Consider the following 25720-nt stretch of genomic DNA (forward strand, 5'->3'; position numbering starts at 1 on the left):
AAAGTAAAATGGTCAAACCATGTTTACCGTTCTTTGTTTTTTGGTACTGCTATTCTGTACCTGTTATTTGACATATACATTAATATTAGTGTTGATAAATATGCGTTAAATATTGACCGATGGTCTGCGATGGAAGCAGGTATAAGATCAATTCTTTCTGGTGAATATCCTTATTCGGCAATCGATCACATGCAAGGGAGAACTTCTAATTTGCCTACGTTAATATTTCTTGGTATTCCTTTTTATTTAATGGGCGACGTAGGGTATTTACAGGTTTTTTGTGCAGCTATTTATTTTTTGTTTATCTATATTTTGTTCGATGATTATCGAAAAAGGTTTTTTGCCTTGCTTTTATTCGTTTTATCTGTTTCGATTAATTATGAACAATATGTAAAAAGTGATATTATTTCCAATTTTATAATTGTTTCAATTTATTCGGTTGTAGTACAAAGAAAACGCGATAAAGGGCTTTCTCTTGGTCTGTTGATTACTGCATTTCTATCAACTCAATTGCTTTTAACAAGGCTTGTTGCGCTAATGCCACTTAATGTAGTTCACTTTAAATGGTTTGTTCAATTGAAGCTGAAAAGAAAAATATTCTTTTTGATCATAAGCTGTATGCTGATTGTTCTGAATTTATATTTTGTTTTAAAAAACGTTCCGTCGCTTGAAAGATTTAAGGAGCACAATCCTTTTATGCTTCAGAATAGCCAGCTTCCTTTTGCTTTAAGTATTCTTTGTATAGGATTAAGTATATATTCGTCTTTTGTAGTAAAGAATTTAAATGCCATGCTTAAGTACACTACACTATGTTTGTTGCTTACAGCTGCACTGGCGATGGGAGCAAAATTTTATACACATGGTATTTACAATGCATTTTTTAATTCTCGTACAGACTTAACTTACTGGAATATGGCTATGCCTTTTTTGATTTTTTACTGGACTTTTAAAATCAAAAATTAACGCTTCAACATTATCTAAAAGATAAAGTGATTTTAATTTACACAATTTAAATTCCTTGCATTATCTTTGATTTTTAATGAAGCTTTCAACGCAACATTTGCTAGGCATTAAAGACCTCACGAAAGAGGACATTTCTCTTTTTCTTGATACAGCCACCCAGTTTAAAGAAGTTTTACAGCGACCTGTAAAGAAGGTTCCGTCTTTGCGAGATGTTACTATTGTGAATCTCTTTTACGAGAACTCAACACGCACAAGAATTTCTTTTGAACTTGCTGAAAAGAGGCTTTCCGCAGATACTATTAATTTCACGGCATCCGGCTCGTCCGTCTCCAAGGGCGAAACCTTATTGGATACGGTGAATAACATTCTGTCAATGAAAGTTGATATGGTGGTGATGCGGCATAGCGCCAGCGGAGCGCCCCATTTTTTGTCGCAGCATATTCCTGCGGCTATTGTAAATGCAGGCGACGGTGTAAATGAACATCCCACACAGGGTTTGCTTGACGCCTTCTCCATTCGTGAAAAGGTAGGAAAATTACAGGGTACAAAAGTGGCCATCATTGGCGATATTGTTCATAGCCGTGTGGCGATGAGTAATATTTACCTGTTGAAAAAAATGGGCGCTGAAGTTACTGTTTGTGGCCCGCCCACATTAATACCCAAATATATTAAAGAAGCTTTTGGCGTAAACGTTAGTTACAATATTGAGGAAACGCTCAACTGGTGTGATGTTGCCAATGTTTTAAGAATTCAATTAGAAAGGCAGAATCAGGTTTTGTTTTCTTCCTTAAGAGAATATAATTTAAGTTATGGCATCAGCCGCAAATTGCTTGAAAGCCTGAAAAAGACGTGGTAATTATGCATCCGGGGCCGATAAACCGGGGAGTAGAACTTGATAGCGATGTTGCCGATAGCGGACAGTCCATAATTTTACAGCAGGTGGAAAACGGAGTAGCCGTAAGAATGGCGGTGCTGTATTTATTGTCAAATAAGAATAATTGAGGAGGAAGGTGAAGGGTGAATGGATGAGTAATGAATGGTGAGTAATGAATAGTGAATAGTGAATAGTGAATGATGAATAATGAGTGGTGAATAATGAGTGGTGAATGGTGAGTAATGAATAGTAATGGTGAGTAATGAATAGTGAATGATGAATAATGAGTGGTGAGTGGTGAAAACAGATTGGAATTGATTGACGAAAGATATATAGGATGCCATAAGCACAACAAATGAACTGAGCGTAGCAATTTCGATGCTATATGTTTACTGCTTGCTCAACAAAAAATAATTAACGCCGATAAGATTTTACTTTTTAATCTTTAGTATGTCTGAAAAAATCTGTCTTTTTCCCGGAACTTTTGACCCGATGACATTGGGACATGAAGATATTATAAACCGCGCCATACCTTTATTTGATAAAATAATAGTTGGTATTGGATTTAATACTTCAAAAAAACCGATGTTCTCAACCACGCAAAGATTAAAATGGATTAAAGACATTTACGGCCATTCTGATAAAGTTGAAGGGGCCGTATATGAAGGTTTGACAGTGAACTTTTGCAAAAAAATCGGTGCCAGGTTTATATTAAGAGGAATTCGGTACGTGAGTGATTTTGAATATGAAAAAACAATTGCAGATGCTAACCGGGCATTGGATAAAGAAATTGAAACGGTCTTTTTAACAGGAGAACCAAAATATACATCGGTAGCTTCGACCATCGTTCGCGATATTATAAAGAACGGAGGCAATGCCAGTCCATTTCTTTCTAAAGTTGTTTGCGATTCTTTAAAAGATAATTTGTCTTTTGAGTAAAGCATTTAGTTTAAAAACCAAGAAACACCTAACGAAGGTGCTAACGATTTATACCTAAACCTGTCATTAGCGCTTGGGGTCTGTTGAATTTCTTTGTCAGTTGTGTATTCAGAAAAATAGAAGCTTACGCCGCCATGAATACCAATCTTGTCCGTTAGTTTGTAACGTACTGTTAGTGCAGAATTAAGATTTCCCAAATCGTTGTCGCTAATAAGTAAAGCATTGAAGCCGGTTGGTTTTGCTTTTATATTTGATTGGTTGGATGAGACGTCTTGCGGGATATGATCTTTATTATACTTATAAGTAGCATCATCCACTTTTTTACCAAAAGAAAAACCAATCAAATCAATATTAAATCCTGCATAAAGCTTTGGCGTTATATTATAACCCAGCTCCAGCGCCAGGTTCAGCGCATTGGTATTGGATTTTGGAATAAAAAGTGAATCGATATTTTCTTTTATGTTTTCTGTAAATAATACGCCTGGTCCGGTTTTGCCGCTTGTTAATTTTGCAGGTGCAGTTAAATAATCTTTATCAGCAGCAAAGTATGATGTAAGGCGCAAACCCAAGCCCACTTCTATCTTTCTTTTATTACCTAATCTCCAGTTATGAAAATAAGATGGCGCAACTGAAAATCCGTTACCGGCAGAAAAAGTAAGATTTGCGGTTCTAATTGTTTTGTCTGTTTGCGCATGTAAGCAAACGGGAATGATTAAAATTAAAAAAGGCAGTAGTTTTTTCATAATGTAGTGTTAGCGTATATAAATGTAGGCTTTAAACTTTAAGCTCGATTAAATTTTTTCTTAAAATAAAAAACCTGCTCGTAAAAGCAGGCTTCCTTCCATTTCTTGCAAGGAAATCTATTGATCTGTAATTTGAAAAGTGATGGGTTGTTTACGGTAAGCTGTTACTTGTCTGCCATTTTGAATGGCGGGTTGCCATTTTCCACTGGCTTTTACTACTCTTAACGCTTCTTCTTCCATGCCATGGCCATGTTTTGTCAATGCCTTAAAATCTGTTGCATTTCCGTTTTTATCTACAATGAATTGAACAATGGTTGTATAAGTGCCAGCGCTGGCACCATTATCAACCGCTACTTGTCCCTTTAAGTTCCTTTCCAAAAAGAACGCCAGTTGCCAGGATATTTGGCGTCTTGTTCAACTTTGGTGAAGACTTCTGTTAAGCTCGAGTTTTTATCAATTAGTTCTGGTGAATTTTTTTAGGAAGAACTTGAAAAGATACTTGTTGCTTTCGATATGAAGTTTGTGCTACGCCATTCAATATTGCAGGATTCCATTTATCGGATTTTTTGATCACTTTTATTGCTTCTTCCTCCATGCCAAAGCCCATTTCGGTGACAGCTTTAACATCATTTACTTCTCCATTTTTGTTTATTCTAAATTGTATAATTGCATTGTAATTTCCAACCGGAGCACCATTTTTTCGAGGTATGTCCGCATCAATATGCCGCATCAAAAATGTTTTCCACGCATCTTGTCCACCTGGATATGACGCATCTATGTTGACTAAAGTGTAAACTTCATTTTTTTCTTTCCCAATGTCTTCAAGTGAATCAGAAGAATAACTAACTAAAGTTACTCCTCTCATAATCGGAGTGTATATGTTATCTTCGGAAATATTCAATTTTCTTTTGTTAGAAGGAATTGTATCGGTTTTCGGTGTGACTATTTTGATTTTTGATTTCTGGCTATCGTGAGTTGAAATATTTGACGATAAGTTAGTTGTAACTGCTGGTATTTCAGCAACTGCTTCTTTAATCTCCTTTTTATAGGTAAATCCAAATAAAGCAATAATAATTGTTGCTACAGGCAGCACCAATAATTTTCTCAGCCATTGGTACGCGGGCTTTTTTGACGATGTTAACATGGCAATTCTTCTTTTTAATTGATTATGAAAAAGGGATTTACTAATTTATATTTATAAGTGCCTATGGCCTGCATTAGTAACAATTCTGCGTATTCGCTGGTGTCTTTTTCTTCGGTTGCATGCTTATCGGCTAAAAATTCCTGAATGGCTTTTATTTCATTTTTGATTAAATGGAAAAACGGGTTGAACCAGAACAAAGCCGTAATTATTTCTGTAAATACAAGATCGTAACTGTGCTTTTTTGGATATGATACATTTCGTGCCTGAAAATATGCCCGCCTTCATTGGAGTTGAGCGAAATATTCTTATTCCAAAATAGCCATTTGAAAAATGAAAACGGCGCTTCCTTATTTGTGGTATTGATAAAAATAATACCATCAGTTTGCGTAATGCTTCCTTCGGATTTTATCTGTAGAATTTTTCTTAATGCTGCTATAATTCTGGTAATAAAAAACACTGTAATAGCAGTATAAATAAGATATACTGCCGAAGTAAGATTGAGCCAATTGGTTTCTGCCTTTTTTGACACAACAATAATACTTTCATTCAGGCTACCTAAAGATTGATAAATAATGTCGGAGTTGTCTTCAAAATATACTTGTATTTTAAATATAGGAAGCAACAGGCTTAGCAATACAATGGCCAATAAATAAAATCTGTTGTATTGATGGAATTTTTCATTGCGCAGAAAAAAATGATAATAACCATATAATATTCCTGAGCAAATAACCATTTGTAGGAGGTAAGCAATCATGGTTTTTATTTTTTATTTTTGGATGATTTGATTTGATGAAGTAGCGTTTCTAATTCCTCAATACTCAAATTGTTTTCCTTTACCATAAACGATACTACATTAGTGAATGAACCTTCGAAATATCCCTTCACCATTTGTTTCATTGTTTTTTTGGAGTAAGCTTCTTTATCAATAGCAGCTACATATTGGTGTTGCCTGCCAAATACATTTACTGTAACAAATTCTTTTTCTATCAGAATTTTTAAAATCGTGGCAACTGTGTTCTGGTGTGGCTTTGGAGCATCCATATTATCAAGCACCTCTCTCAAAAACTGCGGCCCTTTATCCCAAAGGATGTGCATGATCTGTTCTTCGGCTTTAGTAAGTTGTTTCATCTGAATTTGAATTTGAAAGCAAGTTAAAACTAATTATTTAGTTTAACAACTATTTTTTTAGTTGTATTTTAAAGTAGATAAAATTTGTAGAAATTTATTTGTGTTACTATTCTTATCATGCACATATTTAATTTCAAATGAGCATTTTGGTTTATTTTGCAACTCTTCAAGTTTTAATATAATATGCAACAGCCGATCATAGAAATTAAAGGTGCCAATATTTATCAGGGTGAAAATTTGGTATTGAAAGAAGTAGATCTTACTATAAAAGAAGGAGAGTTTGTTTACCTGGTGGGAAGAACAGGTACCGGCAAATCGAGTTTGTTAAAAACCTTGTATGGAGATTTATTGCTGACCGAAGGTGATGCAGTTGTTGTGGATTACCAATTAAAAAACCTGCACTGGAAACAGGTGCCCTATTTGAGACGCAAGCTGGGCGTGGTTTTTCAGGATTTTAGATTGCTGACCGATAGGAATGTGGCTAACAATCTTCGGTTTGTATTGAAAGCCACAGGCTGGACAGATAAAAAAGAGATTGACGAAAAAGTGGAAATGGTTTTGGAACAAGTAGGCTTGAAAGACAAAGCGAAAAAATGCCTTATGAAATGAGTGGTGGCGAACAGCAACGTGTGGATATAGCGCGGGCATTATTAAATAGTCCCAAATTGATTTTAGCAGATGAACCTACGGGGAACCTTGATCCGATCACAACTGGCGAAATTATGAACCTGCTTTTGTCTATCGCTAAAGAAAGCAATGCGGCAATTGTAATGGCTACACATGATTATTCAGTTGTGAAAAAATATCCGGCAAGGCTTATTAAAACAGAAGGTGGTAAAGTGATAGACAATGCTACCATAGATAATCTATAAACGTCTGTATATTTTTATCGTTGTTGTAAGTATTTTCCAACAGTCGCTTTCGCAATTTTACTTCTTCTTCCTCAAAGGGTAAATAATAAAGTTGAGAGATGATCGAAGCTAAAGCATTTGAATTGGTGCCTATGTGACAAGCTTCTTCAAGTCCTGTTCCTTCAACCATCGCAGGTGTGGTTACACAATGCCTTCCTTTATATAACGCATGAAGCAGTTTCAAACGGATTCCAGTAATGTTTTTATTAAAACATGGAAGGATGTTGATATGTGCTTTTTGTACCAAATCCTCCATTTCAGTTTCGCTGGGACTACTTACCAGGCAAGTATTTTGGCATAAGCCCGCTGCTTTCTCAATGCTTTTAGTAGGGTTTTTTCCTGCAATGACAAACGGTATTCTTACCTTATTAAAAACATTACTCAATAACCAAAGCGCCGCTTTTTCAGTTGCAGGAACTGCAAGGTTTCCATGAAAAAGACACAAACTACCAACACCCGTTGGACATTCGACCTTTTGCCAACTTAGAAAGGGTGGAATGACCTGCACGTTTTGAAATCCCAGATCTTCGAAGCTTTGTTTATCATCATTAGATACACAGGCGTACATGCAGTCATCAGGAAGGGTGGGCGTGTACTTTTTAGTTAACAGGCTTTCGGCAATATAATAGGTTTTTTTGCAGGGTTCATCGTGCTGCGCGCCAATTCCCTGTAATGCAAGGATTCTTCATTATGCATACGTATGCATATTTTGCGTCTCTCTTGGTTTATTTTGCTAAGGATACCGGTTGTGTGTAATCCTTCTAACAGAATAGGATAATTGTCTTTATTAAGATTTTCGACCAGCTTTTCATTACACCTTGCATTTACAAATGATGGGGCATTTAATGAAAGACAGTCAAGCGGCTCTTTTTTGCATAAGACTGTACAGTGTCGCAGTAACGACTTAATTCTGCCGAGCTACACTTGTCGCTAAAGTTAAAATAGTGCAGGTGTATTTTGATACCTTTTTTATGAAAAGCTTTGATGCGATTCAGCATATCAATAGACCCCCACAGTCCGCAGGGCAAGGCGCATCCAAACAAACGATATGTAAATAATTGTTCAAATCTTAAAAAAACGTAGACTTAATAGATTTTTAACTTTTGTGTATTATAAAAGCAAATTATCTGCTTTTTACGTAATGTTTGTATAAAACAACCATTTTCACAAAATTGTTCGATATATTATTTATTGAGTTAGTTGTGTCGTTAAGGGTAAGAGCTAATCGGTTTATTCTCATGTGGTAATTGAAAGTCAGCATGAAGTTTTTCGTTTTACAAAAATTTAATGAACATCGCTTTGGCTTTTATATAATTCTTCAATTAAGCTGATCGATTGGATACTATCATTGCCTAAAGTGGCGGTATTAGGCAGCCCAGACAGAGCCGATACCACTTCTCTATAAATTGTATAATGGCTTTCAGATTTAGCAATTGGCTCATCAAATGAAGGGCATTCCATATTTTCAATATTCAAATAGTCGACCTTATCAAGAAAAGGTCCGGAAAATTTCAGGCCTCCATTTGTTCCTTTTAGTTCAATACTATTTTCATTTTGACCAGGTAATGCATTTACCGAATAATTCAACGTTCCAATCATGCCTGATTGCATCTTAAATTTCACTTGTCCGCAATCTTCAAATTCTATGTATGGATGATCAATATTAGCACTGTTTAACCGAAATGATGAGACATTTCCAAATAACCATAAAACCAAATCAATATGATGGCTGAATTGTGTATATAATGTACCACCGTCGGTACTTTTAGCGCCTCTCCAATCTCTATAATAATTTCTGTTCCTATTCCACAAACAATTGATCTCAAAAGATGAAATATTGCTGATTCTTTTTCTTCAATAATCTTTTTGATAAAAAGTAAAGAAGGGTAGTGACGAAGCTGTTTAACTACAAATAAATGTTTGTTGCAAAGGCGCGATACTTCTAACATTTTTGCTGCGTCTGTACTATTGATAGCCATGGGTTTTTCGCATATAACATGATATCCCATTTTCATGCATTCAATGCTTTGTGCCGCGTGCAGATAATTTGGCGTGCAAATACAAACTACATCTATATCGTCCTGTTGTTGCAGAAGTTCAGGTAAAGTTGAATATGCTTTGCAGTGGTGAGTTTCGGCTAATATGTTTGCTGCATCGATATTCTGGTCATAAACAGCAACGAGTTTGCCAAAAGCTGTAGCGGCTTTAGCATGCCGATTGGCAATATTTCCGCAGCCCACAATAGCAAAATTTGTTTGTTTTGTCATCGCCTGCAAATGTAAAGGAGTTGGACTTTTTTAGTGGTTTATTCTGTGAGTTACTATGCAAAAAGCGTGAAAGACCGAAATCCTTCACGCTTCAAAATCAAAAGTAATAATATTATTAAGGCATGCCCTGCATTCCACCCTGCATACTTTCCTGTTCGGATCTCATATTTTTACGCTTCAACAAAGAGGCATCAAACTTACCAAAGCGATATGCAAAGTTGATGCTGAAAAATTGCTGGTCGCGTACCCGATATTGATGTTGATTGAAGAAACCCGAAGTTGTATAAATGTCGCTTACTCGGGTTTTGAAAATGTCGTTGCCACTCAATGTAACAGAAGCCGCTTTGCCTTTCAGGAATTCGTATTTTAAAGCCACATCTACTCCGTAAGTAGGCATATTATAACCTTGCGCATTACCGCTCACGTTACCACCAAAACCACCACGGCCACCACCGCCTCCGCTTGATGATGACCCACCTGGAGCTAACACTGTTTTAGAATTGTAATCTCCCGAAAGTTATAGTGTAAAGTTTTTAGGAAGCTTAAATGTATTGTTGATCTTGGCAAACCAGCTGTAGATCTGATCCGCTGTTGGTATAGAAGGATCGTCAATATTAATTTTTGATGTATAAATATTAAGGTTGCTGGTTATGTCCCACCATTTTGCGGGCGCATTTTTAGAAACTGCTTCAAAACCGCCAACAAAGCTGGAGTTGGCATTGATATAAGTATTAACTAATACAAGTTCATTAGTTAACGGATTAGTTTCTCTTGATTGGTACCTGGTAATTAAGCCGGATGTATTCTTATAATAAGCGGAAAGAATCAGATTGTTGGCTTTGTCAAAATTCTTAGAGTAAGATAACTCAAGTGAATTTGTAAACTCCGGCCTTAAGTTTGGATTACCTCTGCTAAGATTTAATGAATCCGAATAATCTACAAAAGGAAATAGTTGAAAGAATCCTGGTCTGTTGATACGGCGGCTGTAGTTCAACTGTAATTGCTGATCATTTGGTAATTCCTGAGATAAGAATATACTTGGGAAAAGGCTTACAGGATAGGAAATGCTGAAATTTGAAACCGTGTCAACTATATCTCCGTCTCTACCAGTGCTGCTGTAAACCGTTCCTTTATAGTCTGAGCTCTCCATACGTAAACCCAACTGATAGCCAAACTTCTGTCCAATTTTACTTGAAAATGTTGCATAGCTGGCATAGATCTGGTCTACATAATCAAATTTTGAAGAAAGAAGTGGTTGTGGAATCAGTACATTGCCTACTCCAACTAAGTTATAAATGTTATTGCTCGATGTTTTTGTTTGGTTAAAACGAACGCCGGCTTCCAGTTTCGACTTTTCTGAAATCGGATTGGTGTAATCAACCTGTGCATTAAGCCTCTGATTATTACCATTTCCGTTTTGCTGCTGAATGCTGGTATTAGTTAAAGGCCCATCGCTGGCTGCATAGTTATTATTGGTAATGATATTTACACTTTCGTTATTGCTTCTGTTATATTGCCCATCTGCTGTAAGCTGGTGGCCGGTTTTTGGGAAATTATGAACAAACCCAAGTGAACCACCTTTCATGTTAAAATGAAAATTGGCATCAGCAGTTCTTAAAATACGGGACTGAATATCGTTTGCTCCAGCGATCGTATCAATTACGATATTACTATTGGTAAAGTTGTCAAATTTGCCATCAACTGTCATTCCTGAAAGAGTTAATGTATTTCTGTTATCAAGAAGATAATCGAAACCGGCTCTGGCAAAAAGGAAACGGCCATCGCCAATTGCGCGATCTACTTGACGTAAGTTTACAGTTGTGTCATTAAAAAAGGTGGAGCGTTCTGTTGTTCCGTCAGAAATGGTTTTGCGTTGGTTGTAACCAACATTGGCAAATACGTTGAATTTTCCCTGGCGAACGTTGAGGTTGCCGCCAAAATTATAGCGCCCACGTTCGTCAATGCCTGCACGCAGCGAACCGTTGTAGCCAACAGTCCTGGTTTTTTCAATACTATATTAAGAATACCAGCGGTACCGCCCGACGCATCGAACTTTGCAGAAGGATTGGTGATCACTTCCACGCTTGCGATCTGATCTGCCGGTATCTGGTCCAATGTAAGTGTTGTGGGGCGCCCATCAACAAAAATTTGCGGACTTGCATTTCGAATGCTTATGTTTCCATCTATATCAACATTTACAGAAGGCACATTTTTAAGAACATCTGTTGCTGTACCACCCGCAGATGTCAGATTATTTTCTACATTATAAATTTTTCTATCTATTCCTAACTGAACCGCAGGTTTACCGCCGGTAACAGTTACACCTTGCAATACTTCCACATCAGCAGCCAGTTTAATATTTCCCATGTCTTTATCAAGGGCCGCCATCACTGCGCTCATATCAACCTTTCCGCCAGTCATCATTTTCCGGTCTATAAAGGAGAACGCCTTGGAATAAGTTGTATGGCCTAATCCTGAAATGACCAGTTTATATTGTGCCATAGCTGGAATGCCAGTTACTCTAAAATCGCCATTTGCTGAAGCAAGGGCGCCAGTCACTAAAACCTCCTGCTGCTTTTGCGTAGTAGAGTCCATTTTAGTTTGAAATAATTGAATGGTTGCGGCATCAATACCTTTACCGCTTGCCGAGTCAACAACTTTACCATAAATACTGCCCATTGGCATTTGACCATTTCCGCCAACCTGAGCTATTGCCGAACCTGTAAAAAACAAAGCCAGAACTAAAATAAAATTTCGCATTTTCAAGAGATTTGAGGTTTAGACGTGAAAAAGACATTTAACTTGTACGGATACAAGTATTAATATATGAACGCAGAAATTCCGGTTTAAATGGAAAGTGGTCTAAAGAGATGCATTTATTCTAATTATTGAATTGCATAGAACAGAAGCAAATTGACAGCGCCAATTATAAAACCCAGCAGCAAGCCGGTATATCCGAAACGCTGCATTGTGCCAGAAAGGTTTTCTTTTAGAATAACAGTTATATCCGTTTTATCGATTTCTGCCTGAATCGTTTTAGATATATTGATCTTTTCTTTCAGATTGCTCAAAATAGTAGTCATCACTTTAGGGAAAAGTGCTCTTAGCTGATTGATGAATACTTCTTTTATTTTGTCTGTAGTTTTATTGCCCACAAACATTGCCAACATCGGAATTTCCTGAGGTAACTTAACACTTAAGAACTCATCTATATGGGTCTCGATCATTGGCATAGCTTTTTCCACCAGTTCGGGATTGCCAATTTGTTCTTCTAATTTCGAAAAAGGTAAAACAGATTCGATTTTACTACCTAAAGTAGCAGAAAGTTGATCTTTTTTCTTAGGCAGGTAATTGTAGAGCAAATATCGTCCGGCAAGAATATTAAACAACCAGCCAATAAGAGCAGAAATTAAAGGGATTGAAAACATCCATGGGTTCATAGAAAATGCTTAATAAAAAACCCTGAACAAAGCATTCAGGGTGTAATGGGTGGATGACCGGTCTCGAACCGGCGACCTTCTGAACCACAATCAGATGCTCTAACCAACTGAGCTACAACCACCATTTTATCGGGATGCAAATGTAGGAAAAAAATATATGGCATGAAATTTTTAGTAATATCTTTTAAAAACATTTTATCTGTTGTTTAGCTTGTTTAATATGGCAAAGAAATTCTTTTAAGTCCCTTAAAGCGTTGGTGATATCTTCAAGGTTCTAAATCTTTTCTTAAATAGTTTCAATAAGAATTTGATTAATGTTAATTTTGATTGTGCAAAAATTTATAAAATACATATTTAATATGAAGAGGTTACCGTTTTTGATACTACTGATTATTGTGGCAGGTTCTTTTTCGCATTTAAGAATAAATTTATCTCAAATAATACAGCAGATGGAAAATATGAATTGATCATGACGATGGTTGCCAAACTATTGTCACAAGGTCACTACGATCCAAAAGCGATTAATGATGAGTTTTCTGAAAAGGTTTTCAATAAATTTCTTGAAGACCTCGATCCTAAAAAGAATATTTTCTTAAAAAGTGATGTTGATTCATTAGCAAAATTATATTCGAAAAGTATTGACGATGAATTGAATGGCGCGCCAGTAGCTAGTTTTATTGGCGTGTCTAAAGTTTTTGATCAAAGAATTGCGGAGTCGGTTCAGTGGAAAAATGCTTTGCTCGAAAAACCATTTGATTTTACAATTGATGAAACAGCTGAACTGAATGGCAAAAAGCTCTTGTATCCTGCTAATCAGCAGGAACGCAAGGACAGATGGCGCAAAATGCTTAAATATTATGCATTAGAGCGTTATGTGGATTTACAGGAAGCCAAAGGTTCTTTAAAATCAGATAAGAACAATACACAGTTAGAAAAAGAAGCCAGAGAGAAGATCGACACGATGATGACGCGTATGTTTGACCGTTACAAAGTGAAGTTCACTGAAGAAGATAAATTTAATCTGTTTGTAGATAATATAACTACTGCGATGGATCCGCACACAGAATTCTTTCCACCTGCAGACAAGCGTTATTTTGATGAAGAATTAAGCGGAAGTTTTTTTGGAATAGGAGCCGGCCTTCAATATTCAGAAGGGGTGGTGAAAATTATCAGCATTAACGCAGGCAGTCCCGCAGCAAAATCGGGACAATTAGCGCCGGGCGATATTATAACAAAGGTGGCTCAAGGGGCAGATGGTGAACCTTTAGACATGTTGGGTTATGATGTGCAGGATGCGGTAAAAATTATTCGTGGAAAAGAAGGTACAACGGTTAGGTTAACCATAAAAAAACCTGATGGTACAATTAAGGAAGTTTCATTAGTCAGAGCAAAAATTGACAATGATATTGATACTTATGCCAGAAGCGCGATTATAAAAGATAGCGTAAAAAATACGAAACTAGGAATCATTTACTTACCTGAATTTTATACTCCGTTCCAAGATCCGAATGGAAGAAGGAGTTTTACTGATGTCGCTCGCGAAGTTCAAAAACTGAAAGATGAAAAAGTCGACGGCATTATAATGGACTTACGCAGAAACGGTGGTGGTTCTTTATATGATGTGGTACAGATGGTTGGATTATTTATAAAAGAAGGCCCCATAGTTCAGGTAAAAGACAGGGTTTCTGGCCCTCAGGTTTTAAAGGATGAAGATAATTCTGTACTTTACACGGGTCCGCTTGCGGTAATGGTAGATGAATTCAGTGCTTCAGCTTCTGAAATATTCGCTGCTGCTATTCAGGATTACGGAAGGGGAGTTATTATCGGAAGTACTTCTACTTATGGAAAAGGCACAGTTCAGCAAAATATCGGTTTAGACCATACCGGTTTTAAAAGAGACGGAGATGGAGATCTAGGTGCAGTTAAGCTCACATTAAGAAAATTCTATCGTATTAGTGGCGGTTCTACACAATTAAAAGGTGTAGAATCCGATATAGTGCTTCCTACCCAATTCGAATCTTTAAAACTTAGAGAAAAGGACAATGAATATGCTTTGCAGTATGATGAAATACCCAAATCTAATTTTACACCTTGGAGTTCTAAATATGATATTAATACGCTTAAACAATTGAGTAATGCCCGGTTAAAAAAAGATAGTTCATTTCAAACCATATTAAAAAACAGATCTTGGTTGGCCAATGAGAATGAAAGAAGCTATCCGCTGAATATTGCTCAATATAAAGCTGATAAGAAGGCCATAAAAGCCAAAGCTGATCAGATTATTGCAGCCCAAAAGCTGAAAAAACAATTGAATGTATCACTTTTACCGTTGGAGTTGGCGAAATATGAAAAAGATGAAAATAAGCAGGAGCGCTTAAAACTCTGGATCAAATCGCTTAGCGATGACATCTACTTGAAACAAGCAGGAGAGGTAATGGATGATATGATTGTTGAAGCCAAAAATTTTGCGATGGCGAAGTAAAATAAAACGCATTAATAATGAATTAAAATCCACTGTATAGCAGTGGATTTTTTGGATTGTGTAAAAAAACTTAGAAAAAACATAGCCAACCCTTAAATTTGCACGCAATTTGCTAGTAGCAAGCGTCCTTAATCTTATGACAAATATGAAAGTAAAAAACCTGTCTTTTTTAACTATAGGAGTTGCGGCTTGCCTGATATACTTAGCGGCCTGCACGCCACAGCGTAATTTGGTATATTTCAGCAATCTACCCCCTACAGGCGACACGATGCAGATAGCTAATAGAGGCAGCAAAAATTGAAAAGGGGGATATTTTAGGCATTACTATCACAACTTTAAATCCCGAATATAACCAGCTGTTTAATTCAGGGGCTGTGTCGCAATCCTTAATTACCTCTCAAGGGGCCAATTCTGGTGCAATAAATTCTGTTAATTCCAACAACTTTGATGTAACACGTAATGGCTTCCAGGTGGATGAAAATGGGGCAGTAAACCTTCCTATTTTAGGGAAGCAAAATTTAGCAGGTTTAACCAGGAAGGAAGCTCAGGATATGTTAACTACGGAAGTTGCAAAAACTGCAAAAGACCCTATTGTAAATGTGAAATTTTTAAATTACAAAGTAACTGTTATTGGCGAGGTTACGCGCCCCGGATCGTTTACTATTCCTGATGAAAGGGTGAATGTACTGGAAGCCTTGGGTATGGCTGGTGATATGACCCCGTTTTCGGTTAGGGATAGTGTGTTGGTCATCCGTGAAAAAGATGGAGTACGTTCCATGCAACGCATTAATTTAAATGACAAAAATGTATTTAACTCCCCATATTTTTATCTACAGCAAAATGATGTGGTGTATGTGCAGCCGGAAAATAAATTAAAATCAAGACAGGCTGGCGGTGATAACCTTCGGGTATGGTCAATGGTTCTTACTGGGATATCTGTACTTTCTCTAGCCTTATTCAGATTTATAGAATAAAATTTTGATTTAGCATCTAAATAATGCCCTTTTTAATATAATGAAAATTAAATGATTGAAGATCAGGTTTATAATCAACCAGAAACTAATTTAAAAGCTGAAATAACCCGATATACCAGAAATTGGTATTGGTTTGTATTGGGTATAATTGGCTGCTTATCTCTAGCGTTCCTTTATTTAAGGTACACAACACCCGTTTATCAAACATCTGCTGAATTGTTAGTAAAAGACGACAAAAAGGGAGGGGCTACAGATGCGATGGGTACCGCATTTCAGGATCTTGGACTTTTAGGAGGAGGAAAAAACGTAGACAATGAAATTCGTGTGTTAAAGAGTAAAAGTTTACTGGAACGCACTTTAAGAAAGCTTCCAAGTTTACAACCAACACAATTTGTAGAGGGAAATATACGCACATCTGAAGCATATGGTGGCAATGTTCCTTTTATTGTTAAAATAGATACTTTATTCGAAGATTCTTTAAGTAACAATACTATTGGAATTTTTAAAATAAGTGTGAAAGATGATAAAACATCTTACCTATTTACTAATACAAAAGGTCAAGCCAAAGAATTCAAATTTGGACAAAAAATTGTGACTAATTTTGGAAGATTTTCGGTAGCTCCCAATCCAGATTTTAAATTTACAGGCGATAATTATATTATTAAATTTAATAATATAAAAGATTACGCTGCTAGTTACAATAATAAAATATCAGTAGAGGCTAGTGCTCAACAAACGAGTACAATTATTATTAGTGTAAAAGATCCAGTACCTGCCAAATCTGTGGACATAATTAATAAGTTAATTGGTATACAACCAAGATGCCATTGACGATAAAAATATAGTATCTCAGAATACGATCGCTTTTATTGATGATCGTTTGCGCACTTTAGTTAGTGAACTTTCTGGTGTTGAAAAGCGAGTATCATCTTTTAAAGAAAAGAATACCATTACCGATGTTACGTCAGATATAAATCAATATTTTACACAAACTCAAGGGTTATATCAAAAGCTAGAAGAAACCAAACTTCAATCATCTATTTTGGGTTCATTACAAGCATATATCTCCAAAACCGAAAATCAACATTCCATGGTTCCCACTTCTCTGGGAATTCAGGATCCTACATTAAATGGTCTTATTCAGTCTTTTAACGATTTGCAGCTAAAGCGCCAACAATCTCTGGCAACTATCGAACCCAGTAATATTCTTATTCAGAATATAGATAAAAGTTTAAAAAATATACGAGCGAGTATTAGTGAAAACATTAAAAATTTGCGTAGAGGTGTAGCTGTTACGCAAAATGAGGTTAACAATGATTATAGTCAGTTTCAAGCAAAAATCAAAACAATACCAGCGGTAGAAAGGCAATTATTAGAAATTCAGAGGGAACAGGGTATCAAACAAAGCATTTATCAATACTTGTTACAGAAGAAAGAGGAGTCGTTGATTTCTTTGGCTGCTACGGTTTCTAATTCTCGAATTATTGACGAAACTGCCTCTGAAGACGCCCCTGTATCTCCCAAAAAGCTAATAATTTATGTGTTGGCTTTTTCTGCCGGCTTACTACTTCCGTTTGCTGTACTGTATGTTTCTGATATATTGAATGATAAAGTTCAACTTCAGAAGGACATATTGTCCAGAACAAATATTCCTATTCTTGGTGAAATTATGCACGCAAAATCAGAAGACGAATTGGTAGTCAAAGAAAATTCGCGTACACCGATATCTGAAATGTTCAGACTTGTTAGAAGTAATTTGAAATTTGCAGTAGCTGGGAAAGATGATAAGGTGATTATGGTTACATCAAGCATGTCAGGTGAGGGTAAAACGTTCTTCTGTACAAATTTAGGTGCAAGTCTTGCTTTAAGTGGTAAAAAACGGTAATGCTCGAGTTCGATTTAAGAAAACCTAAGCTATTACGCGGGTTAAATATTAGTTCTAAAAACGGCATTTCTAATTTTGTAATCAATAACAGCCTGTCTGTAAAAGAACTATTGCAACCTGTTGCCAAAGTAAAAGACCTCTATGTAATTGGTGCCGGCCCCACACCGCCGAACCCTTCTGAATTATTATTAAGCGAACGCATTACAGAGTTGATTGAAACATTAAAAAAGGAATTTGATCATGTGATTATCGATTCACCTCCCGTAGGACAGGTTTCTGATGCTTTTACTCTTGGAAGATTCGGAAATATTAGCGCCTATGTAGTACGGTATAATTTTACATTTAAAGAACAGCTTAATATAGTACAAGATATTTATGCTAATAAAAAACTGAGTAACTTAATGATTGTGCTTAATGATGCTAAACCGAAAAATTCCTATGGTTATGGATATGGTTACGGATACGGATACGGGTATGGTGCTGATAATTCAACAAAGCAAACAATTTTAGGAAAAATTAAAAAATGGATAGGGCGATAAGAAGCGTCAAGATTTGAGAAACAATTGTTATGAAAAATATTTTAATAACAGGCGGTGCAGGCTTTATAGGGTCTAATCTGACTGAATACTTTTTAGGTAAAAATTATGGTGTAAGGGTTTTGGATAATTTTTCTACCGGACATCGACATAATCTGAAGGCTTTTTTAACAATCCAAATTTTGAACTGATTGAAGGCGACATTAGAGATTTAGAGATTTGTAATCGAGCGGTGAAAGGCGTAGACTATATATTACATCAAGCGGCATTAGGGTCGGTTCCCCGTTCTATCAAAGATCCTATTACTACAAATGAAGTGAATATTACAGGTTTTTTAAATATGTTAGTTGCTGCCAGGGATAATCAAATCAAAAGATTTGTATATGCGGCATCATCTTCAACCTACGGAGATAGCGAGGCCTTACCAAAAGTAGAAGCCCAGATTGGTAAACCCTTGTCGCCTTACGCAATAACAAAATTTGTGAATGAGTTGTATGCGGATATCTTTAGTCGCACTTATGGTTTAGAAACTATTGGTCTCCGTTATTTTAATGTATTTGGCCGAAGGCAAGATCCTAATGGTGCTTATGCAGCAGTGATACCTTTGTTTGTAAAGCAATTAATGAGCCATCAAAGCCCAGTTATTAATGGTACCGGTGAATATTCGCGCGACTTTACTTACATTGACAATGTGATTCAAATGAACGAATTAGCAATGCTTACCTCAAATCCCGATGCTGTTAACACCGTTTACAATACAGCCGTTGGAGATCGTATTACATTAAACCAGTTTATTGAATTATTGAAAAAATATTTAGGTGGTTACGATTCAAATATTTCAAACATTCCTGTTGTATATGGCCCACTAAGAACTGGTGATATTCCGCATTCGCAAGCCAGCATCTCTAAAGCTCAAGAACTGCTTAACTATACACCCTCTCACCATTTTTCGGAAGGGCTAAAAATAGCGGTAGAATGGTATTGGGATAATCTGAAAGAAGAAATAAAAAATTGAATGTATGTTAGAAAAAAAAATTGCCGTAATCGGCTTGGGTTATGTAGGTCTGCCATTGGCGCGTTTATTTGCTACTAAATATTCCGTAATTGGTTTTGATATTAATAAAACTCGTATAAATGAATTAAACTCTGGCCATGACAGTACATTAGAGGTAGAGGATGATATTTTAAAAGCTGTATTAAAAACGGATAATATATCAAAAGGCGGTGGCTTATATTGCACGGCTGCATTAGATGAAATAAAAAATGCAGATATATATATAATTACGGTTCCTACTCCTGTAGATAAAAATAATCGTCCGGATCTAACACCGTTGTATAAGGCCAGTGAAACTGTGGGAAAAGTTTTAAAGAAGGGAGATATTGTTATTTATGAATCGACAGTGTACCCAGGCGTCACTGAAGAAGAGTGTGTACCAGTATTGGAGAAAACATCAGGTTTAAAATACAATGAAGATTTTTTTGCAGGCTATTCGCCCGAAAGAATCAATCCCGGAGATAAGGAACATACCGTTGAAAAAATATTAAAAGTTACTTCCGGATCGACCCCTGAAATAGGCAAGGTAGTAAATGATTTATATAAATCAGTGATCACCGCCGGAACTCATCTGGCTCCCACTATTCAAGTTGCTGAAGCGGCCAAAGTGATCGAAAATTCTCAAAGAGATATCAATATTGCATTTGTAAACGAGTTGGCGAAAATATTTAATCGGATGGGTATTAATACTCATGATGTTTTAGCTGCTGCTGGTACCAAGTGGAATTTTTTGCCTTTTAAACCAGGGTTAGTTGGCGGACATTGTATAGGCGTAGATCCTTACTATTTGGCACAGCGTGCCCAGGAGTTTGGTTACCATCCTGAAATTATTTTAGCGGGGCGACGTTTGAATGATAGCATGGGTAGCTATATAGCGAATGAAGTGATCAAATTAATGATAAAGAGAGATATTACAGTTAAAAAATCGGAGATCTTAGTATTAGGAGTCACCTTTAAGGAAAACTGCCCAGATGTACGTAATACAAAAGTGGTTGATATTTTAAATACGTTAAAGGAATATGATACTAATATTACTGTTTATGACCCTTGGGCTGATCCGGTCCAAGTAGAGCATGAATACGGATGGAAATCGGTTAAAGAAATTGAACCGAAAAAAAATATGAGGCAATATTATTAGCTGTAGCTCATAAAGATTTTGAGGATATGGATTTTGCTTCAATGCTAAAAAGTGGGGCGATTGTTTATGATGTTAAAGGATGTCTAAAAAAGGAAGATAAAAATGGAGGATTATAGGCAGTAATAAATCTTAAGTATGTTGAAATTAGCGGATACTGTCGTACGAGAAGAGTTTTTTGTATTGAAAAGTTTTAAATGATATAAAAACTTTTATTTGTACATATAATTGTAATGAGTTCAAATCAAATAGTTAAAAATACAGGGCTTCTATATGTAAGAATGATTATAATGTTAATCATTGCTTTTTTTACATCTAGGATGTTGCTTAAAGAATTAGGCATTAATGATTTCGGTATATATAATGTTGTTGGTGGTGTAGTGGCCATGTTTGCCTCTTTACGAGGAGCTTTTGCGTCTTCAATTCAACGTTTTTTAAATTATGCAAAAGGGAGTAATGATCTACTTAAGCTTCAACGTATATTCAGTATGGGGGTTAATATACACATTGTTATATGTTTTATATTTTTAGTAATCGGTGAAACTGTTGGATTGTGGTTCCTGAATCATAAGCTTATTATACCACACGACCGATTAGCGTCTGCTAATTGGGTTTATCAGTTCAGTATAGCAGCAAGTTTAGTTACTATAATGACTATTCCGTATGATGCTGTTATTATTGCAAACCAAAAAATGGGAATTTACGTTTACGTTTCTTTATTAGATGCCTGTTTGAAGCTGGGTATTATATTTCTACTTCCATTAGCCACAATGGACAAGTTGATTTTATATTCAGTTTTAATATTATCTGTCTCATTTTTTATTAGACTTATTACTACCGTAGTCTGCTATCGAAAATTTAGAGAGTGTAAATATTTCTTCTTTTGGGATAAAACACTATTTAGACAACTTGGTTCTTTTGCTGGTTGGAATTTTTTGGAAATGCTGCCTTTTCCGCAGTAAACGAAGGCTCTAATTTTATTCTTAATCTTTTTGGTGGCCCTGTTGCCAATGCTGCAAGAGGAATAACATACCAAATACGTGGAGCTTTGATGATGTTTATTGGCAATATACAAATTGCAAGTAACCCCTACTTAACTGAACTATATGCAAAAAAAGATCACAAAACGTTTTTCAACACTTTTTTCTCAGTATCAAAAGCCTCTTTTTTTATTTTAAGCCTCCTATGTTTACCTTTTTTGTTTTATACGAGTTATATTTTAGATATGTGGCTTCACGAAGTGCCTAAGTATACAGAGTCTTTTATTCAGCTTACTGTATATTTTTTACTTGTTAGGGTTTTTCATGGTCCTATTGACAGCATTTTCAAGGCCGTAGGGAATATAAAAAGTATCAAATATTAGATTCAACAATATTATTGTTATCACTTCCTCTTTCTTATTTTTTGCTTAAAAAAGGTTTTCCAATATATTATATTTTTATTTCCATGCTAATTGTAGAGGTTATAAACTGGATACTAATAATGCAGATGGCTAGGACTATTGTTGGAATTGATATTGTAAAATACTTAAAGAAGGTCGTTTGCCCTTCCATTCTAATTTTCGGTATTAACTATTTTATTTTTTTATTGCTAAATCGGTCTTTTTTTTCAGAATTTATTAATGAATCTATTAGTTTTTGCCATTTCTATGGTCATTTCTTGTTTCGTTATATGGTTGGTAGGATTGACACATAATGAAAAAACGTTTATTCAAAGTTTTTTAAATTCAAAACTCTATGTAAAAAAATGAAACTACTTTTTTTATAAGTTCAATGAGAGGCGGCGGTGCAGAGCGTGTAATGTCGGTTTTGTGTAATAAACTGGCCGAAAGAGGCCATGATGTTTGGTTAGCTACGGATATTAGTTTACCAATGGCTTACCAACTTGATGAAAAGGTTAAAATATACAGTCGAAAAATAAATCGAACGAATAATAAATTGATAAATGCATTTAAGCATGCAAAAAATATTAATAAAATAGTAAAGGATGTAAAGCCTGATATAATTATTTCATTCATTTGGGCTTTAAATGCAATAGTAATACTTGCCACATTAGGAATGTCTATTCCGCTTATAGCTTCAGAGCATAGCACATTTAAAATAAAAAAACTTTTTATCAATATTTTGTTCGTCATTATTTAAATAAGTTAGCCGATAGAGTAACTGTTTTAACTAAGGCCGATTACGAATATTTAGGAAAAAAGCTCGGTAATAAAGTTGTTTTACAAAATCCTCTTTCGTTCGAAATATATCAAGGAGTTTCAGAAAGGGATAAAAATATAATAGCTATTGGTAGTATAGATCGTTGGCAGGGAAAAGGTTTTGATACATTAATTAAAATATGGGGAAAAATTGCCAGCTTATATCCTGATTGGACTTTAGATATTTTGGGAGGTGGAAAAGATGCAAACTTCAATTACTTACAAGGTTTGGCATATGAAAATAATGTTAGCAATAGAGTTCAATTTCTTGGAAGGAAAGAAAATGTCGCTGAGATCTTAAAAAATAGTTCGGTTTTTGTTTTGTCATCACGCTATGAAGGATTGCCCATGGCACTTATTGAAGCCATGTCTCAGGGCTGTGCATGTATTAGTTTTGATTGCCCTAGTGGTCCGAAAGAAATTATTACCAATAATAAAAGTGGGCTTTTAGTAAGAGATCAGGATATAAATGGGATGAAAGAGGCGCTTATTTCAGTAATAGAAAATGAGAACCTTCGTGAAAGTCTTTCTTTAGCTGCAAAAAAAGAGGTTCAAAAGTTTGATCCGGATACTATAGTTAATGAGTGGGAAAAACTTTTTTTGTCTTAAAAAATAAGCTTTCATTTCACAGCTATCATATAATGTTATTCTGGTTGTAGATTGTATTTTATTATTTAGATAAAGACATAGATTCTAAAAACTAGTGTATAATTTCCTCTTTCAAATATTTCGATTCATAAAATTTGTTTTCAGTTATACAACTGTATTTTAGGCAGATTAATAGTATTAAATTAAATGGCAAGTTTGTTTGATCTTTATAATTATTTAGGATTTCATAATCCATATTATACTGAAGTTGGTCAGCAAATGATATCTTCTGAGTTCGAGAAAATAATTGAACCTGTAAATAGCAGAACTTTAGATTTTACTGCAGTAGTTCAAATTTTATCAGCTGGGTATGCATTTGGTGATAGAACATTGATACAAGAAGTAAAGAAAACTCCTTGGATGGCTAGACCTGGTGTAAAAAAAGGCGATTGGGAATATTTTGATTTACCGAATCATCAGGAAAACTTAATTGAACAAGAAGAAGCGGCCCTTAGATTTTATGAACTATTAAAAAAGAACTTAGCAGCTATATAAATAATCATTCCAATATTGGTATTTTGATTACCGGAGGAATGGATAGTAGGATTGTGGCCTGCGTATTAAAAGATGTGTTAGAAGCTGGAGCATTCAAAAATAAGAAGGTAATTGGACTTACTTGGGGGTATGAAAATTCTAGAGACGTTGTATATGCTAAACGTATTTGCAGATTGTTTAACTGGGATTGGGAACACCTATCAGTTGATGTAGAGCAAATGTGGATGAATATTAGAATTTGTATGGAAAATGGTTGCGAATATACTCCAATACATTTGCACGCAATGCCAATAATAGCTGAAAGGAAAGATATCGATTGCGTATTAGCAGGAAGTTTTGGTGATAGTGTAGGAAGAGCTGAGTATTCTGGAACTAAAGTAAGTAACCTTGTTGATATTAGAAATGCTATTAAAAATCCATATAATATTTTAAGAAGTGATTTTAACGTATTAAGCAAAAGCAACACAAATACGGATGTGGATGGTTATCATAAACAGTTTCCGCAATCTAAACCATACATGCTTTATGAACAGGATCAGCAACTTCATTATATGCGAAAAATGCTAAACTCTTGCATGTCTGTAATCAACAAAAAGATACCACTTTATCAAATGTTTAGCAGCCCGGCGATTTTTGGTTATATGTGGTCCTTAGATCCGGTTTTGAGAACAAATAAGGTGTATGAAATTATTCTAAGCCAAAAAACAAAGAACTATTAGATATTCCCTGGGCTAGAACGGGTTTATTGTATCATGAGAAACAAGGAAGGCCTGATAGTTTTTCCAAAAAACATCATGATTATGGAAGTATGATTCGAAAAGAGTTTATGGGATATATTGAAAAAAATATTTACGGAAATTCGCATATTACTGAAAGGCTATTTAACAATAGCGTCTTGAAAAGTATAATTTATAATGTAAAAAAATATCCTATACAAAATAACTATACTATTGAGGAAAAACTATTGTGGTTAGCCGTATTGATAGATTGTATAAATCATTATCAAATTGATTTAAATTATTTACCAAATCATAATACTAATCATATTTTAACTATTAAAAGTAACATATATCATAAAGTTAAATACTACTATAAAAATATCAAACGTTGAATTGCTATAATTTATGTATTTTTTGTATTATATTTTTTATTAAATTATTTTAATTGGCAACTTACCGACATAAATATCGAAGTCTGTTGATTTTTTTACTTTTCTTATTACCGTCATTTATGGGGTATATGAAAATTCACTTTCACTTGTTTTATTTTGGACAGCAGGGATAGTATTATCAGTTTTTTATATTCGAAGAAGATTTGTAAAGGATAAAAATGCTATCACATCTCTTTTTATATTGGCATATTGTGTTTATTCCTTATATATGTATATCACAAACTATATATATATTAAAGATCCGGCTCACGATATTTTTGTTGCATTTGATTCCGTTAATTTTTGGGACTTAGCAGATAAGGATGTTAGACAGTGGGACGATTTTAAGAGTGCAATTAATAACCGATATGCGGGTAGCTTTTACCTTTTTAATACTCTAAATGTACTTTTACTGTATATATCTTCTCTTATTGATCAACCCAATTTATTAGTATTGAAATTACAATGTATTTGGTTTGGCTCGTTTTCAATTTCATATATTTATCTAATTTTGAATAAATACATAGAAAAAAATATATTTATAATTATGGAATGCTTTTTTCCTTATTCTCTTTAATTCCATTTTTCTCTGTAGTTCTATTACGAGATATACATGTGTATTTCTTTTATTTACTAGGTATTTATATTATATGTTACTGGAATTCTGTAAAGCATGGATTTTTAAAACTTGTGCTAATAGGCTGCATACTATTTGGGCTACGCCCTGAACACGGTTTATTTTTTTCGATTTT

26 protein-coding genes, 1 tRNA gene and 4 pseudogenes are annotated in these 25720 nt (G+C 35.1%); 18 read left to right on the forward strand and 13 right to left on the reverse strand.

The window, feature by feature from the left end; translation table 11 throughout:
- Window positions 1-33 precede the first annotated feature (33 nt).
- The 3 genes and pseudogenes from MKP09_RS12665 to coaD all read left to right on the forward strand — a co-directional run bounded on the left by MKP09_RS12665 (window position 34) and on the right by coaD (window position 2776).
- Window positions 34-963: a hypothetical protein gene (locus tag MKP09_RS12665; protein ID WP_240830382.1), complete on the forward strand. Its 930-nt coding sequence runs from the start codon at window positions 34-36 to the stop codon at window positions 961-963.
- 76 nt (window positions 964-1039) lie between these two features.
- Window positions 1040-1965 (forward strand): annotated as a pseudogene (locus MKP09_RS12670) (aspartate carbamoyltransferase catalytic subunit).
- A gap of 322 nt (window positions 1966-2287) precedes the next feature.
- Window positions 2288-2776, forward strand: coding sequence for a pantetheine-phosphate adenylyltransferase (coaD, locus tag MKP09_RS12680; protein WP_240830384.1), 489 nt, complete (start codon window positions 2288-2290; stop codon window positions 2774-2776).
- A 5-nt stretch (window positions 2777-2781) separates the two neighbouring features.
- On the opposite strand, the gene MKP09_RS12685 is transcribed toward coaD, so the two are convergent.
- From MKP09_RS12685 to MKP09_RS12710, 6 genes are all read right to left on the reverse strand, one after another.
- Complete coding sequence (locus MKP09_RS12685) at window positions 2782-3519, reverse strand: hypothetical protein (protein WP_240830385.1); 738 nt, start codon at window positions 3517-3519, stop codon at window positions 2782-2784.
- Window positions 3520-3636: 117 nt separating this feature from the next.
- Window positions 3637-3897 carry an energy transducer TonB gene (locus tag MKP09_RS12690; protein ID WP_240830386.1) on the reverse strand — a complete coding sequence of 87 codons (261 nt, stop codon included), beginning with the start codon at window positions 3895-3897 and terminating at the stop codon, window positions 3637-3639.
- 79 nt (window positions 3898-3976) lie between these two features.
- The gene (locus tag MKP09_RS12695) at window positions 3977-4612 is read right to left on the reverse strand and encodes an energy transducer TonB (protein ID WP_240830693.1); all 636 of its coding nucleotides are present in this window, start codon (window positions 4610-4612) and stop codon (window positions 3977-3979) included.
- 65 nt (window positions 4613-4677) lie between these two features.
- Complete coding sequence (locus MKP09_RS12700) at window positions 4678-4860, reverse strand: hypothetical protein (RefSeq protein WP_240830387.1); 183 nt, start codon at window positions 4858-4860, stop codon at window positions 4678-4680.
- Window positions 4861-4868: 8 nt separating this feature from the next.
- The gene (locus tag MKP09_RS12705) at window positions 4869-5417 is read right to left on the reverse strand and encodes a hypothetical protein (RefSeq protein WP_240830388.1); all 549 of its coding nucleotides are present in this window, start codon (window positions 5415-5417) and stop codon (window positions 4869-4871) included.
- A gap of 5 nt (window positions 5418-5422) precedes the next feature.
- The gene (locus tag MKP09_RS12710) at window positions 5423-5791 is read right to left on the reverse strand and encodes a BlaI/MecI/CopY family transcriptional regulator (RefSeq protein WP_240830389.1); all 369 of its coding nucleotides are present in this window, start codon (window positions 5789-5791) and stop codon (window positions 5423-5425) included.
- Between the two features lie 183 nt (window positions 5792-5974).
- Between MKP09_RS12710 and MKP09_RS12715 the strand changes: the two are divergent.
- Window positions 5975-6663, forward strand: a pseudogene (locus tag MKP09_RS12715) (cell division ATP-binding protein FtsE).
- Here the strand turns inward: MKP09_RS12715 and MKP09_RS12720 are convergent.
- From MKP09_RS12720 to MKP09_RS12750, 7 genes and pseudogenes are all read right to left on the reverse strand, one after another.
- On the reverse strand, window positions 6644-7270 hold the full coding sequence (locus tag MKP09_RS12720; protein ID WP_240830390.1) for a glycosyltransferase family 4 protein: 627 nt from the start codon (window positions 7268-7270) through the stop codon (window positions 6644-6646). The pseudogene MKP09_RS12715 and the gene MKP09_RS12720 overlap by 20 nt on opposite strands.
- A gap of 716 nt (window positions 7271-7986) precedes the next feature.
- The gene (locus tag MKP09_RS12725) at window positions 7987-8514 is read right to left on the reverse strand and encodes a Gfo/Idh/MocA family protein (protein ID WP_240830391.1); all 528 of its coding nucleotides are present in this window, start codon (window positions 8512-8514) and stop codon (window positions 7987-7989) included.
- A 131-nt stretch (window positions 8515-8645) separates the two neighbouring features.
- Window positions 8646-8969, reverse strand: a pseudogene (locus MKP09_RS12730) (Gfo/Idh/MocA family protein); the annotation flags it as partial.
- A 115-nt stretch (window positions 8970-9084) separates the two neighbouring features.
- Window positions 9085-10677 (reverse strand): annotated as a pseudogene (locus MKP09_RS12735) (outer membrane beta-barrel family protein).
- A gap of 104 nt (window positions 10678-10781) precedes the next feature.
- Entirely contained in the window at window positions 10782-11729 is a 948-nt protein-coding gene (locus MKP09_RS12740; protein WP_240830392.1) for a carboxypeptidase regulatory-like domain-containing protein, read from the reverse strand.
- 125 nt (window positions 11730-11854) lie between these two features.
- Window positions 11855-12409 carry a DUF445 domain-containing protein gene (locus MKP09_RS12745; protein WP_240830393.1) on the reverse strand — a complete coding sequence of 185 codons (555 nt, stop codon included), beginning with the start codon at window positions 12407-12409 and terminating at the stop codon, window positions 11855-11857.
- Between the two features lie 48 nt (window positions 12410-12457).
- Window positions 12458-12531: transfer RNA gene (locus MKP09_RS12750), tRNA-His, on the reverse strand.
- 353 nt (window positions 12532-12884) lie between these two features.
- Between MKP09_RS12750 and MKP09_RS12755 the strand changes: the two genes are divergently transcribed.
- The 14 genes from MKP09_RS12755 (at window position 12885) to MKP09_RS12810 (ending at window position 24537) form a co-directional block, all read left to right on the forward strand.
- Entirely contained in the window at window positions 12885-14891 is a 2007-nt protein-coding gene (locus MKP09_RS12755; protein WP_240830394.1) for a carboxy terminal-processing peptidase, read from the forward strand.
- A 296-nt stretch (window positions 14892-15187) separates the two neighbouring features.
- Window positions 15188-15865: a polysaccharide biosynthesis/export family protein gene (locus MKP09_RS12760; protein ID WP_317235341.1), complete on the forward strand. Its 678-nt coding sequence runs from the start codon at window positions 15188-15190 to the stop codon at window positions 15863-15865.
- A gap of 51 nt (window positions 15866-15916) precedes the next feature.
- Complete coding sequence (locus MKP09_RS12765) at window positions 15917-16696, forward strand: Wzz/FepE/Etk N-terminal domain-containing protein (protein ID WP_240830395.1); 780 nt, start codon at window positions 15917-15919, stop codon at window positions 16694-16696.
- On the forward strand, window positions 16671-17750 hold the full coding sequence (locus MKP09_RS12770; RefSeq protein ID WP_240830396.1) for a GumC family protein: 1080 nt from the start codon (window positions 16671-16673) through the stop codon (window positions 17748-17750). Before MKP09_RS12765 ends, MKP09_RS12770 begins: the two co-directional genes overlap by 26 nt.
- Window positions 17750-18289, forward strand: a complete 540-nt coding sequence (locus MKP09_RS12775) for a tyrosine-protein kinase family protein (protein WP_240830397.1) — start codon at window positions 17750-17752, stop codon at window positions 18287-18289. Before MKP09_RS12770 ends, MKP09_RS12775 begins: the two co-directional genes overlap by 1 nt.
- Before the next feature lie 29 nt (window positions 18290-18318).
- On the forward strand, window positions 18319-18477 hold the full coding sequence (locus MKP09_RS26110; protein WP_262915351.1) for an NAD-dependent epimerase/dehydratase family protein: 159 nt from the start codon (window positions 18319-18321) through the stop codon (window positions 18475-18477).
- 41 nt (window positions 18478-18518) lie between these two features.
- Window positions 18519-19301: an NAD-dependent epimerase/dehydratase family protein gene (locus MKP09_RS12780; RefSeq protein WP_317235316.1), complete on the forward strand. Its 783-nt coding sequence runs from the start codon at window positions 18519-18521 to the stop codon at window positions 19299-19301.
- Window positions 19302-19305: 4 nt separating this feature from the next.
- Entirely contained in the window at window positions 19306-20478 is a 1173-nt protein-coding gene (locus tag MKP09_RS12785; protein ID WP_240830398.1) for a nucleotide sugar dehydrogenase, read from the forward strand.
- Window positions 20479-20708: 230 nt separating this feature from the next.
- Entirely contained in the window at window positions 20709-21437 is a 729-nt protein-coding gene (locus MKP09_RS12790; protein WP_240830399.1) for an MATE family efflux transporter, read from the forward strand.
- Window positions 21401-21838: an MATE family efflux transporter gene (locus MKP09_RS28125; protein WP_394801063.1), complete on the forward strand. Its 438-nt coding sequence runs from the start codon at window positions 21401-21403 to the stop codon at window positions 21836-21838. The genes MKP09_RS12790 and MKP09_RS28125 overlap by 37 nt, the downstream gene beginning before the upstream one ends.
- A 409-nt stretch (window positions 21839-22247) precedes the next feature.
- Window positions 22248-22616 carry a glycosyltransferase gene (locus tag MKP09_RS12795; protein ID WP_240830400.1) on the forward strand — a complete coding sequence of 123 codons (369 nt, stop codon included), beginning with the start codon at window positions 22248-22250 and terminating at the stop codon, window positions 22614-22616.
- A 104-nt stretch (window positions 22617-22720) separates the two neighbouring features.
- Window positions 22721-23284, forward strand: coding sequence for a glycosyltransferase (locus MKP09_RS12800; RefSeq protein WP_317235342.1), 564 nt, complete (start codon window positions 22721-22723; stop codon window positions 23282-23284).
- A 186-nt stretch (window positions 23285-23470) separates the two neighbouring features.
- Window positions 23471-23818, forward strand: a complete 348-nt coding sequence (locus tag MKP09_RS12805) for a hypothetical protein (protein ID WP_240830401.1) — start codon at window positions 23471-23473, stop codon at window positions 23816-23818.
- A gap of 23 nt (window positions 23819-23841) precedes the next feature.
- Window positions 23842-24537, forward strand: a complete 696-nt coding sequence (locus tag MKP09_RS12810; protein ID WP_262915352.1) for an asparagine synthase-related protein — start codon at window positions 23842-23844, stop codon at window positions 24535-24537.
- Window positions 24538-25720 lie beyond the last annotated feature (1183 nt).

Origin of the sequence: Paraniabella ginsengisoli (assembly GCF_022513635.1) — a bacterium.
Classification (GTDB): Bacteria; Bacteroidota; Bacteroidia; order Chitinophagales; family Chitinophagaceae; genus Niabella; species Niabella ginsengisoli.